Here is a 12520-nt window from a genome sequence, read left to right as displayed (position 1 = left end):
CCGGAACCCCCGGTCCCGGAACGGAGGCGAGCGGCGGCACCCGCGCCGGTTCAGCCCGAGCAGGCCGAGCGCTGCGCCTCCTGCCACTCGCACACCGGGCACAGGGTGATGCCGGGCGTGGAAGCCGCGTACTCGGTGGGTTCCTGGCAGAGCACGCAGTCCGCGTACGGCGGCCCGGAGCGGGGAGCCGGGGCCGTCGTACGGTCGGGTGCCGCGCAGTGGTCGGCGCTGTCCTCGTCCATGACGCCGAGCCTACGCCCGGCGCGAGGCGGACCGGCGGGCGAGCGCGGTCACGTCGGCGCAGCCACGTCGGCAGGGCCGCGTCGGCGCCCCACTCCGTGGAGCCTCAGCTGCTCTGCGTCTTCTCGGGCCTGGCCTCGCTGGGCCGCACGATGACGAAGCCCTCGCCCTGGAGCATCAACTGGACGGCCTCGCCCGAGCCGCCGCGGATCATCGAGCCGATGCTCTGCGAGCGGTGCAGCGAGGTGTTGAGGTGGGCGCTCCACCCGACGACGGCGTCGGTGTCCACGTACACCGGCTGGTTGGCGCTGACCGGGATGACGATGGGATTGCCCTCGCACATGACGCCGAGCTTGCCGTAGCCGGTGAAGACACTGTTGAAGATGCCGCCGCCGGTCATGCCGGCGCCCTTCACGGTCTTGATCTCGTACGACAGAGTGCTGTCGAAGCAGAGCACGTTGCGGCCGTTGATGGTGAGCGCGTCGCCCTGCTCGATGTCGACGATGAAGCAGTTGGCGGCCTCGTGCGCGAACCACGCCTCGCCCTGCCCGCGCACGGCCATCAGCGGCAGGCCCTCACCGGTGACGGCCCGCTTGAGCATGCCGCCGATGCCCTGGCCCTTGCGTTCGAACTGCAGGTTGCCGCGGAAGGCGATCATCGATCCCTGCCTGGCCAACATCTCGCCGTTCACGGCGTACTTGACGGACTTGGCGTTCTGCAGGCTCATACCGGGGGCGGTGGCCTGCTGCACCAGGTTCTCGGATGCGAAAAGATCACTCTTCATGACAGGCATCCTGTCCCGGAACGGACCGCTCCGACAAGGCGCCCCCAGTAAGGCACCGGCAGGCCCCGGATCGGCGGCCGTGCCGCGTTCTTGGCAGACTTGACGGTGTGACCAGTTCCAGCCAGGACAGCCCGTTCCGCCACGAGCGGACCGAACGCGACCTCGCCCCGCAGTTCGTCCTCCCTCTCGTGGTCCGTATCGAGAAGACCGCGCCCCCGGCCCGCACCGACGCCCTGGAGACCGCGGCACGCGCCGTGCTGGTGCTGCTCTCCGACGAGCGCGCGCTCGGCGAGGGCGAGTGGGCCCGCGCGGTACGGGACTGGCAGGACGCCCGCATCCGCAAGGTGGTCAGGCGCGCCCGCGGCGCCGAATGGCGCAGGGCCGAGACGCTGGACGGCATCACGGTGACGGGCGAGTCGGCGCAGGTCAGGGTCTTCCCGCCGGTGCCGCTGGACGGCTGGCCCGGAGAACTGGCGAAGCTCCAGGTCTCCGGCACCGACCTGGACGACCCGGGGCCGCATCCCGCGCCCGACCCCGCGGGGCCCGTGCTGTGGCTGAACCCGGAGGTGCGGATGTCGGCGGGCAAGGCCATGGCGCAGGCCGGGCACGGCGCCCAACTGGCCTGGTGGGAACTGCCGGACGCGCTGCGCACGGCCTGGCGCGAGGCCGGCTTCCCGCTCGCGGTGCGCACCGCGGATCCGGGCCTTTGGCGTGAACTCACCGGTGGTGGGCTGCCGGTCGTCAGGGACGCGGGTTTCACCGAGATCGCACCGGGCTCGTGCACGGTGGTCGCCGACCATCCGGCACTGCGAACGCTCCGCCGGGTGGACTGATCCCGACCGGCTGTACCGGCTGTCCCGGCTGTCCCGTCCGGTTCGCTGCGCCGACCGGGTCGTGGTCGAGTCCGCCTTCAGCGACGCACCGGCCGGACGCCGGGCTGATCAACGCGGGATCGCGGCACCTGCACCGGACCGCGACGGACGGCGGGACATCCCGCAACACGTTCTGTGACGACCGCCGAGCGTATGGTAAGCCACGACGAACGGTTGACGCAGACTTACCGTTAGCGCAAACTAACGGTATGACGACGGCAGCGATGGTTCTCGACGCCCTCGGCGACGCGCGGCGGCGCACGATACTGGAGCGGCTCGCGGACGGGCCGCTTCCGGTCGGGGTGCTTGCCGAGCAGCTCCCCATCTCGCGTCCGGCGGTTTCGCAGCATCTGAAGGTCCTCAAGGAGGCGGAGCTCGTGGTCGAGTCCGCCGTAGGCACCCGCCGCCTGTACCGCGTCAACCGAGAAGGGCTGGAGCTCGTGCGCGACTACCTCGACCGCTTCTGGGCGACCGCCCTGGACAACTTCGCGGCACTGGCAGAGGCGGAAGCCGCCTCCCCCGAGCACAAGGAGATCTGACATGAGCGCCAAGCCCACCACCGGGATCGCCGTGCGCAAGGCGATCAGTGTCCCGCTCGCCCCGCCACGGGCCTTCGAGCTGTTCACCGCCCGGATGAACGCCTTCTGGCCACCCGAGCACCACATCGGCGAATCCCGGATGGCGGAGGTCGTCGTCGAGCCGAGGGCCGGCGGCCGGTGGTATGAGCGGGGCGTCGACGGCAGCGAGTGCGACTGGGGCCGGGTCGCGGCATGGGAGCCGCCCGGCCGCGTCGTCCTGGTGTGGCAGATCAGCGCCGAGTGGAAGTACGACCCCGGCTTCGAGACCGAGGTCGAGGTGACCTTCACGGAGGAGGCACCCGGTCGCACCCACGTCAGCCTGACGCACCGCCACCTCGAGCGCTACGGCAAGCAGGCGGAGGCCATGCGCGCGCTCTTCGAGTCCCCCGCGGCCTGGGCCGGCACCCTGGCCCGGTTCGCAGAAGCCGCCGCCGCATGAGCATGACGACGTACAGCAGCCGGTACCGCGCGTCATAGGCGCGGTACCGGGTTGCGCGTCCTCCATGTGCAGGAGTTTCGCGGGTAGTCCTTGAGATCGCTCCGGGCTCGTGCACGGTGGGCGCCGACCGTCCGGCGCTGCGCGCACGCCGGGACGGCCCGACCGCGGACACGCCCCCGGGGACGACCGCGAGCACGAACGCCCGCACCGACTCGTGGCGGAACCAGCAGGACAGGGAACACGACAGGAACCGGCGCCTGCCAGAGACGTGAGACACACCACGTCACGGCATTGAACACAGCCCGCTCAGCGCCCGTATCCTCCTGCGACCGCGCCATCGGGCCGATCGGGAGAGCGGGGCTGCCGAACCCGGCCCGCGGTCTCGACGGTCGTGACACGAATTGGCCCAGGAGAGAGATTTGCGACGCATCAACGGAACCGCTCTCATCGTCGCGGCGCTGGTCGTGACCATAGCCTCGCTCGCCTTCCCCGTATGGTCGTACGCGAACCGCTCGGGCACCGGCCAGGCGAACCTCAACGCGTCGACCGTCGCGACGCAGTGGGGTCCGCTCTCCGCCCTCGACCGGGACTTCCTGGTGAAGGTGCGGCTGGCCGGTCTGTGGGAGCTGCCCGCCGGGCAGCAGGCCATCGAACGCGCTCCCAGCGAGGCCATCGTGGAGGCGGGCGACCACCTCATCGTCGGTCACACCGACCTCGACCAGCGGGCCCGGTCCATCGCCGCGAAGCTCGGCGTCGAGCTGCCGAACCAGCCCACGGAGCAGCAGCAGGGCTGGCTCGACGAGCTGACCGCGGCCGGCGGCAAGGAGTACGAGCGCAAGTTCGCGAACCTGCTGCGCAACGCGCACGGCAAGGTGTTCGGGGTGATCGCCGAGGTCCGGCACACCACCCGCAACACGCTCATACGCCAGCTGGCCAACGACGCCAACCAGACCGTCCTCGACCACATCACGGTGCTGGAGAACACCGGCCTCGTCGACTTCGACGCGATCGCCAACGAAGCCGCCAACGGCAGCACGGCCAGCCCGACCGGCCCGCCGCCGCCGGACCCGGGCGTGCTGCCGCCCTCGGCCAGCGCCGTCCAGCCCAACGGCGACATCGACACCACGTCCCGGCCGTCGGCCCCGCCGATCACCCAGGACCCGAGGGACTTCCAGGTCCCGACGGGCCGGCCCTCACCCTCCTGAGGACCGCCAGAACCGCTCCCGGCACCCATCGCGGCATCGTCGTGCGTCGTGCGGCGGTGCCGCGGCGCGTCACGGGCGATGTGCAGGCCGTACCGCTCGCGCTGGATGGCGACTTGGCCGCCGACGGCCGCCCCCCAGGTTGACCTCGGCATGACGGTATTCACCGACCACGCCTCGCCACTTCCGAGAGAACCGGGAGAAAACGGGTTCCGGACCTGAGTGGTGTCACAAGCCGGCAGCGGTGAGGATTCGATACATCCGGGTCGGCCGCAGCGTGGGGTTGGCAGCAGCATCGTCGGCGACCTGCCGTCGGTCCTCAGACCGTGGCCTATGCGGTGAGGCGGCGTCCGGCCACGGAGCCTCCGCAAAAAGCCCGTTGGCGGGCCACGGGCGACCGTTGCCAGTGCCGCGTCGGTCGGGGTTTGCCCGCTGAGGAGCGGCGTCCGGTGCCGGGGGCACCTCCCGCCGGAGGCAGGGGGAGCGTCGCAAGGCGGCCGGAAGCCCTCGTAGTGGGCCTGCTCGGGCTTTCGGCCACGCAGCGTGTGGGTACCTCCCGCACCCGGATGGCTGCGGGCGAGTGCCGTGCAGGGCGTCGCGACGGGGCGAACCCTGGCTGACGCGGCACCAGTCTCCCGGAGGCCGTGCGAGAGAACGAGGAGGTGGTACCCGTGAACGCAGTATCGACATGGGTGCTCCCCTCCGGGGTCACGGTCGGGCGATAGGTCGTCCGGGAGCGCCGTCTCTGAGCCCTCCCGAAAGGCACGGCCGTGCGATTCATCTCTGAACAACTCCTCGACGACGGCGTCCTCGAGCGCGAATTCACCCTCGGCGAGATCCCCGGCACACTGTGGACGCCTGGATCCGCACCGGCCCCGCTGGTCCTGATGGCCCACAACAACGGCCTGCCCAAGGCGGAGCCCCGGCTGGTGGCCCGGGCCCGGTACACCGCGGCTCGCGGCTACGCGGTGGCCACCATCGACGCCGCCGGGTGCGGCGACCGTCCCCGTTCCGCCGCCGACGAGCGGGCCCGCGCCGACCTCCGCCGGGCGATGCAGGCCGGCGGGCCGGTCGATGAGATCTTTGAGTCCTTCATCGGCCCGCTGGTCGAAAAGGCCGTCCCGGAATGGCAGACCACTCTGGACACCCTCCTCGAGCTGCCCGAGATCTGCGGCCCGGTCGGGTACTCCGGGGGGTGGACCGCCCTCGGCATTCGGCTGGCGGTGGTCGAGCCGCGCATCGCTGCCGCAGGCTTCTTCGCCGGGGGGTACGTGCCCCGAGCCCAGCGCGAGGAGGCCCGGCAGGTCGCCATTCCGCTGCTGTTCCTGCTGCAGTGGGACGACGAGGGGAACCCCCGGAACGGGCCCTGGACCTGTTCGACGCCTTCGGCAGCAAGGAGAAGACACTGCACGCCAATCCGGGAGGGCACACCGGCACCCCGTGGTTCGAACTGGAGGACGGGTGCCGGTTCTTGGACCGGCACCTGAAGTGAGGCCGGGCCGTCTGGCGGGCAGCAGCCGGGACCATGCCGTAAGGCACTCGACCCGTACCCTGCGGATCGCCGGGCAGGTGGACTCGGCCACCAGCGCCCGGGCCGGGCCGGGGCTGGGCACAGCCGTCCCGGCGAAGCCGGGGCCGGACCAGTCCGGAAGCCGATGTCGGATCACAGCGGATCTTCTGAACTCGCCCTGGTGACCGATCAGTCTCGCGCGGCGCCACGTGCAGCGGCGGGCCGTCAGAGATCCAGGACGAGGCGGGGGCAGGCGGCACGCGAGACGCAGATGAACATGGTGTCGTTGGTGGCCTGTTCGTCCGGGGTGAGCAGGGAGTCACGGTGATCCACGGCCCCGTCCAGGACGGCGGTCTCGCAGGTGCCGCAGGTGCCCTCTCGACAGGAGGACAGCACCGGCACACCCGCCTCCTCGACGGCCTGGAGGACACTCAGGTCCGGCGGCACGGACACCGTGACACCGCTGCGGGCGAGCTCCACCTCGAACGCCTCGTCGGGACCCTGCGGGCCTCGGTCCCTGGGAGCGAACCGCTCCAGGCGCAGTACGCCCGGCGGCCAGGTGGGTGAGCAGTGCCGCTCCACGGCCTTCAGCAGACCCTCGGGCCCGCAGCAGTAGACCAGCGTGTCCTGCCGGGGGGTGGCCAGCAGCCCGTTCAGGTCGAGTGCGCCGCACTCGTCCTGGGGATGGAGGGTGACCCGCTCTCCGTACGCCGCCTGGAGCTGTTCACGAAACGCCATCGTGGCGCGTCTGCGTCCGCCGTAGGCCAGGTGCCAGGTGGCGCCGTGCCGCTCCGCCTGGCCGATCATGGGAAGGATCGGGGTGATGCCGATGCCACCTGCGATGAACAGGTATCGGGGTGATGTCTCCAGTGGGAAGTGGTTGCGTGGCCCGCGGACCCGCACCTGGGTCCCTTCGTGAAGGTGTTCGTGGACTTGTTCCGAGCCGCCGCGGCTCTCCGGTTCCCGCAGGACCGCAACCTGCCACCAGGAGCGGTCGGCCGGATCGGAACACAGCGAGTACTGCCGTACCAGGCCGGGCCCGAGACGCAGATCGACATGGGCGCCTGGGGTCCACTCCGGCAGCGGTGATCCGCCGGGATGCGTGAGTGTCAGGCGTACGACGCCCTCCGCGACGGCCTCCTTGCGCGCCACGGTCAGATCGAGTTCGACCTCGGCCGCGACGCCCGGGGTGATCATGGCGGTCACGGTTCATCCTTCGCTGTGCCTGGGACGGGGTGCGGCCGGGGACGGGTCGTGTGGGACCCGCCGGGCTCGACGGCGGTGCCGGGGTGGTGGTCTTCGGGATGGCCCAGCAGCCAGTCCCACAGCTCCTCCGGGTCCTCGAACTGACGCTCGGTCCCGCAGTGGCAGACGGCCAGCAGCCGGTCCGTGCCCAGCAGCCAGTGAATACGGAAGATGCCGTCGCCCATCAGGACGGCGGGGTGGAGGGCTTTCATCGGGCCACCGTGGCCGGCTGATCCGCACCGGTCTGTGCCAGACGGGCGAGGATCCGCCGGGCGGCGAGGCCGCCGGTGTCGATGTTGATGCTCAGCTCCTGGTAGCCGGCCTTCTCGGTGTCCAGGGACTTCTGCAACACGTTGAGAGCCACCACGTCCTGCATGACCACGGTGTGGTTGTTGGTGTGCAGGAACTCGGTGACCTTCTCGTCGCCGAGGGCGAAGTCGCGGGCGACCGCCCAGAAGTCGTACGTGGTCCGCTCGGTGGAGGGGGTGATGCCGTAGACGACCTCCACATGGAAGGCGTGCGGGTCGCTGCCGTCCGGGTTGGGGCCGGGTGCGCCGACGGGGGCGATGCGGGAGTGGAGCAGGTAAAGGCCCGGGGCGTGGTACTCGATGTCCTGCCACCGGGTGATCCGGGTTTCGATGCCGGTGGACTTCGCGTAGAACGGCGGGCACTCCGCGTCGTCCATGTGCCGGCTCACGTAGACGATGCCGGCCGCGTCGTCGACCTCGGTGGTGATGGGCGTCTGCGCGACCTCCGGGGTGCCGATGTAGCCGCTGTGCAGGTAGGTCTCGTGGGAGAGGTCCATGAGGTTGTCGACGAGCAGCCCGTAGTTGCCGTCGATCGGCTCCATCCCGGACACGACGGTGTAGTCGGGGGAGTCCAGCCAGGGGGCACGCGGCGGCACGATGTCGCCGGGTTCGTGGTCGCCGATCCACACCCATACGAAGGAGTCCTGCTCGATGACCGGAAAGGTCTTCAGGCGTGCCGTGCGGGGGATGCGCTGCTGTCCGGGTACGAAGACGCAGCCGCCGTCGGTGCCGTAGGTGAAACCGTGGTAGCCGCACATCACTTGATCACCGTCCAGGCGGCTCGGTGCCTGGGACAGGGGGAACCGGCGGTGCACACACCGGTCGGACATCGCCACGGGCCGGCCGTCCTGGGTGCGGTACAGCAGGATCGGCTCACCCAGTACGGTGCGTCCGAGGAGTTCGCGCCCGACCTCGCGGCCGTGAGCGGCGACGTACCACTGATTTCGCACGAAAGCGGTCATGGTTGTTCCCTTGAGGTAGGGGGGCCGGTGCCCGTTCTCGGCGGGCCTGGGCCGCAACAGTCGGCAAGTCCAAAGGGGGCGGGGTGCGGCAGTTCTCTGTGGCCGTGTGCGGTGCGGCGTCGAAGCCGCGGCGCGCACTGGCCGGCGCCTGTCGGCGAGTGGCGGTCCGGACGTCGACTTGTCGGTTCATGGTGCCGCTGGGCCGACCCTGTCGCCCAGGCTCTTTTCCGGATGCCGGGAAACATTGTCGAAGTGCTCACCGGCGTGCGTGTGTGCGGGGCGTGGGTGTGTGCGGGGCGTGCGTGCGTGGGTGTGTGCGGGGCGTGGGGCGACAGACGGTGTTCCGCCGCCCGCAGTCACGCGCCTGAAAGGTCGAGTGGGCGGTGACCTCAGGCGCGCGGGGCGGCCATGGCGCGGGAGATGGCCCGGGCGCTGGTGCAGACGAGTTGCGCCAGGGCACGCGGGGAGGCACTGCCGTGGTGAACCACCAGTGACACCGCGGCGATCACCGCGTTCTCACCGTCGCGCACCGGGGCGGCGACCGACAGTGAATCCATCGTGACCTGACGCTCGCTGACTGCGTAGCCGTTGGTCCGGATGTCGGTCAGCATGCGACGCAACACCTGCGGATCAGTGATTGTGCGGGAGGTGAAGTGCTCGATGGGGCCGGTGAGCACCTGCTGTTGCACCTCGGCTGGGGCATGCGCGAGCAGCACCAGTCCGACGCCGGTGGCTGTCAGGGCGAACCGCCCGCCCACGCGGGTGAGTACGGGTACCGCACCGGACCCGGCGATGCGCTCGACGAAGACGAGTTCGGTCCCTTCACGCACAGCCAACTGCACGTTCTCGCGGGTGATCTGGGAAAGGTCTTGCAGGAACGGCATCGCGTGTTCCCGCAGTCCTTGGCTGCGCGGTGCCAGCGAGCCGACCTGCCACAGCCGCAGGCCAACGCGGTAGCGGCCGTCTGCACCGCGTTCCAGAGCCCCCCAGGCCGTCAGCTCGCCCAGCATCCGGTGCACGGTCGACACCGGAAGACCGGACTTTCGGGACAGCTCGCTCAACGACATCTCGGGGCGGTCCGTGCTGAAAGCGCCGAGGATCTGCAGTGCCCGGCCCAGCACGGGTCCGCTGCCGGACTGGGGGACGCGGCGGATCTTGCCGGGCTGTCCCGTCCGGGGGAGCTGTGAACCGGGGCTGTGCGCGAGCGGACCTGTGCGGCTTCCTCGTCCCTGGGCCCGCGGCTCCGCCGACGGCGGTTCGCGCTTGCTCTGCCCGGTTGCGTCCGCGGCCGCGTTCCCCACCGGCACTCCCGTCTTCTCTGTTCGCCGTGCCCGCCAGGAGCGCACCGGATGCCTGCTTCCCCGCCGCGCTGGTCAGTGTGCAGGAACGCGGTTGCCGTGTCGAGATTCTCGGCGCAGCCCCCCGCGCGCCGCCTGCCACCGCGTCGGACCCGCCGCCAGGCAATCGTGGCGGTCCCTCGCTCACCGGATGCCGCGGACCCGACCCAGCCCAGCGCGAGCCGTATGCGTGCCGATCCTCGCTCGGCGTGCGTTGCCGAACGCCGCCGCCTTCGTTGGTGGTGCCCGCCCGCGCGCAGCCGTGGGTGACCCGCTGCGGGACGCCGGGCATCACCGGCAGCACCGGCTGGGACCGGTCCAGGGCCTGAATCTGCGACTTCTCGCCCACACAGAAAACCAAGGCCCGCTCGGGCGGGTCCAGGAGGGCGCCGCTCGGGACGGCCGAGGACCGCCGGGTTCCCGCCCGGGAGCCGGGGCCCGGTGGCGGCCCGGGGGACCCGCCCGGGAGCCGGTGGCGGGCCCGTCGCCGGTCACGGGAACCTCAAATGAAGCTCTGAACGTCTCCTCCGGCGGGTTCGGACGCATTCTCCGGGGCCATGACACCTGCACCCGCCGAGGTGAGGCGGTGTGAAGGAGGGGGAGCATGAAGCGTCTGGGTGTGGGTATCGGCTGGCGGCCCGAGATCTCGGGGGCCGTGGAGGAACTGCCGGGCATCGACTGGGTCGAGGTCGTCGCGGAGAACATCTGCCCCGGCCATCTGCCGGACTCCCTGACACGGCTGCGCGAACGCGGTGTCACGGTGGTCCCACACGGCGTCTCGCTCGGCCTGGGCGGCGCGGACCGCCCCGACGAGGCCCGGCTGACGGCGCTCGCCGAGCGGGCCGAGGCACTCGGCGCGCCGCTCGTCACCGAGCACATCGCCTTTGTACGGGCCGGGGGGCCGCTGACCGCCTCGCGTCCGCTGGAGGCGGGGCACCTGCTGCCGGTGCCGCGCACCAGGGACGCCCTCGACGTGCTGTGCGAGAACGTCCGGATCGCGCAGGCCGCGCTGCCGGTGCCGCTGGCCCTGGAGAACATCGCCGCGCTGCTCTCCTGGCCGGGCGAGGAGATGACGGAGGGCCGGTTCCTGGCCGAACTGGTCGAGCGCACCGGCGTACGGCTGCTCATCGACGTCGCCAACCTCCACACCAACCACGTCAACCGCGGCGAGGACCCGGTCGCGGCCCTGGACGAACTGCCGGTCGAGGCCATCGCGTACGTGCATGTCGCGGGCGGCATCGAGCGTGACGGCGTCTGGCACGACACCCATGCCCACCCGGTCACCCGGCCGGTCCTCGACGTACTCGCCGAACTCTGCGCCAGGACCGTGCCGCCCGGGGTTCTGCTGGAACGCGACGAGAGCTTCCCGGCGCCGGCCGAACTGGCCGCGGAACTGGACGCGATCCGGGAGACGGTGTCGGTGGCGGCGCCGGCACGGCGGGCGGCAGCCGGGGCGCCTGCGGCAGAGGCCGCGGCCCGGTCGCGTTCCGGGGCGGCCCGCGCGGCCGGGGGCGCCGTGGAGGGCGCTCCGGGCGACGGGCCCGGGGCGGTCAGGGAGCGGCTCGCGCTCGCACAGACCGCGCTGCTGTCGGCGCTCGCGGCCGGCACACCGGTGCCGGAGGGCTTCGACCGGGGCCGGGTGCTGGTGCAGAGCAGGGCGCTGGCGGCCAAGCGCTGCCAGGTGGTCGGGAAGGTCGCACCCGAACTGCCGTCCATCCTCGGCGACAACTACCGCAGGGCCTTCCTGGAGTACGCGCAGGTCCGCCCGATGCGCGCCGGGTACCGCAGGGACGCGCTGGACTTCGCGGAGCACCTGCTGATGGCCGGCGAACCGGAGGACCCGGGCACGCGGCGACGGCTGACCCGGTGGTGGGAGGAGCGTTCGGGACCGGCCCCGCTGTCCGCCAACCCGGCGGCGCGGCTCGCCCGCGCGGCCCGCCGCGCCCTGCGCCGCGGACCCGCCGGCCACCGGCACCGCCACGACGAGGAGCAGTCGCGGGCACAGGCACACGCCCGGTCCGAGAGGCAGGGGCAAGCGCAGGCACACGCGCGGCCCGAGACGCAGGCGCAGTCGCCGGCACAGGCGCAGGCGCAGGCACAGGGGCACGCGCGGAACCAGTCGCGGGGCGAGTCGCTGGAGGTGGGCGCATGATCCTCCTCCTCGTGCTCTGCTACCTGGTCCTCGGCGGCCTCGCCGTCGCCGCGGTCACCGCCGCCGTCAGAGCCAACCGCGTCGGCCGGAACGCCCCCGCCGACCGGCGGGTGCGCGATGTGCTGGAGGCGGCCTTCCTCGCGGGCGGGCCCGGCAGGGTCGCCGACACCGTCATCGCGGCCATGCACGCCCGGGGGCGGCTCGTCCTCGCCGGGCCCGGCATCGTCCGCATCGAGCCCGGCGTGGTGCCCGAGCACCCCGTCGAGGAAGCCCTGCTGACGGTGCACGCCTCCGCACCCAGCGGGGCCCTCCAGTGGCTGCGGGCCGGCGTGATGCGCAGTCAGGCCGTACAGGGGATCGGTGACCTGCTGGCTGCCCGCGGCCTGCTGGCGCCGCCCCGCACCGCGCGGGGCGCCCGCACCCCGGCCGCGATCCTCGCCGCGCTGTCCTTCCTGGGCTTCCCGGTGGCGCTGGTACTGACCTTCCTCCAGTACGTGGCCTTCGAGTCGGACACCGACCTGGAGCTGCCTTTCGTGCTGCTGCTGGCGCCGGGGCTGATCACGGGCCTGATCATCGGTCTGGTGTGCGGCTCCATGACCGGCCGCCGGATCACCCCGGCGGGTCGGCAGGCCCTGAGGGAGTACGGCCCGGCGACCCATGGGAGCACCGATCCCGCGCAGCAGGTCGCGGTGGGCGGTGTCCGGATGGTGGCCGATCCGCTGCTGCGGGCCCATCTGAGCACCGCGGCCCGTGCCCGCGGCGGGGCACGCCACGTCACGGCCTCCTCACCCTCCCACACCCACTCCCCCTCCTCGAGCGGCGACCACTTCCCGGTCGTGGTGTGGTGCGGGAGCGGCGGGTCCGGCGGCGGCTGCGGGGCGGGCGGTGGAT

General features: G+C 71.9%; 12 protein-coding genes and 2 pseudogenes. 7 read left to right on the top strand and 7 right to left on the bottom strand.

Annotated features, from left to right (window positions below; all coding sequences use genetic code 11):
• Window positions 1-50: 50 nt before the first annotated feature.
• Window positions 51-242 (bottom strand): hypothetical protein, encoded by a 192-nt coding sequence (locus GUY61_RS10785; protein ID WP_166629871.1) that lies wholly within the window; start codon window positions 240-242, stop codon window positions 51-53.
• 104 nt (window positions 243-346) lie between these two features.
• On the bottom strand, window positions 347-1024 hold the full coding sequence (locus tag GUY61_RS10780) for an AIM24 family protein (RefSeq protein ID WP_166629870.1): 678 nt from the start codon (window positions 1022-1024) through the stop codon (window positions 347-349).
• 107 nt (window positions 1025-1131) lie between these two features.
• Between GUY61_RS10780 and GUY61_RS10775 the strand changes: the two genes are divergently transcribed.
• From GUY61_RS10775 to GUY61_RS10755, 5 genes and pseudogenes are all read left to right on the top strand, one after another.
• Window positions 1132-1857, top strand: coding sequence for a peptidyl-tRNA hydrolase (locus GUY61_RS10775; protein ID WP_166629869.1), 726 nt, complete (start codon window positions 1132-1134; stop codon window positions 1855-1857).
• Window positions 1858-2105: 248 nt separating this feature from the next.
• A complete protein-coding gene (locus GUY61_RS10770; protein WP_166629868.1) occupies window positions 2106-2435 on the top strand; it encodes a helix-turn-helix transcriptional regulator in 330 nt (109 codons plus the stop codon).
• Window position 2436: 1 nt separating this feature from the next.
• Window positions 2437-2913, top strand: a complete 477-nt coding sequence (locus tag GUY61_RS10765; protein WP_166629867.1) for an SRPBCC family protein — start codon at window positions 2437-2439, stop codon at window positions 2911-2913.
• Between the two features lie 419 nt (window positions 2914-3332).
• A complete protein-coding gene (locus GUY61_RS10760) occupies window positions 3333-4118 on the top strand; it encodes a DUF4142 domain-containing protein (RefSeq protein WP_166629866.1) in 786 nt (261 codons plus the stop codon).
• Window positions 4119-4885: 767 nt separating this feature from the next.
• Window positions 4886-5607, top strand: a pseudogene (locus GUY61_RS10755) (dienelactone hydrolase family protein).
• 243 nt (window positions 5608-5850) lie between these two features.
• On the opposite strand, the gene GUY61_RS10750 reads toward GUY61_RS10755, so the two are convergent.
• From GUY61_RS10750 to GUY61_RS10730, 5 genes and pseudogenes are all read right to left on the bottom strand, one after another.
• Complete coding sequence (locus GUY61_RS10750; protein WP_208105813.1) at window positions 5851-6822, bottom strand: PDR/VanB family oxidoreductase; 972 nt, start codon at window positions 6820-6822, stop codon at window positions 5851-5853.
• A gap of 5 nt (window positions 6823-6827) precedes the next feature.
• Window positions 6828-7082, bottom strand: a complete 255-nt coding sequence (locus tag GUY61_RS10745; RefSeq protein ID WP_166629860.1) for a hypothetical protein — start codon at window positions 7080-7082, stop codon at window positions 6828-6830.
• The gene (locus GUY61_RS10740) at window positions 7079-8140 is read right to left on the bottom strand and encodes an aromatic ring-hydroxylating dioxygenase subunit alpha (protein ID WP_166629864.1); all 1062 of its coding nucleotides are present in this window, start codon (window positions 8138-8140) and stop codon (window positions 7079-7081) included. Before GUY61_RS10740 ends, GUY61_RS10745 begins: the two co-directional genes overlap by 4 nt.
• A gap of 389 nt (window positions 8141-8529) precedes the next feature.
• Entirely contained in the window at window positions 8530-9261 is a 732-nt protein-coding gene (locus GUY61_RS10735; protein WP_166629863.1) for an IclR family transcriptional regulator, read from the bottom strand.
• Window positions 9262-9715: 454 nt separating this feature from the next.
• Window positions 9716-9868 (bottom strand): annotated as a pseudogene (locus GUY61_RS10730) (IS630 family transposase); the annotation flags it as partial.
• A gap of 213 nt (window positions 9869-10081) precedes the next feature.
• Here GUY61_RS10730 and GUY61_RS10725 point away from each other — a divergent pair.
• Window positions 10082-11629, top strand: a complete 1548-nt coding sequence (locus tag GUY61_RS10725) for a DUF692 domain-containing protein (protein ID WP_166629862.1) — start codon at window positions 10082-10084, stop codon at window positions 11627-11629.
• Window positions 11626-12520: TIGR04222 domain-containing membrane protein (locus GUY61_RS10720; RefSeq protein ID WP_166629861.1), on the top strand; the 895-nt coding region annotated here is incomplete at its 3' end. The genes GUY61_RS10725 and GUY61_RS10720, both read left to right, overlap by 4 nt.

The organism is Streptomyces sp. GC420 (assembly GCF_009916105.1).
Taxonomy (GTDB): domain Bacteria; phylum Actinomycetota; class Actinomycetes; order Streptomycetales; family Streptomycetaceae; genus Streptomyces.
The sequence above is the reverse complement of the archived record's forward strand: the minus strand, read 5'-3'. Positions and strand labels throughout refer to the sequence as shown.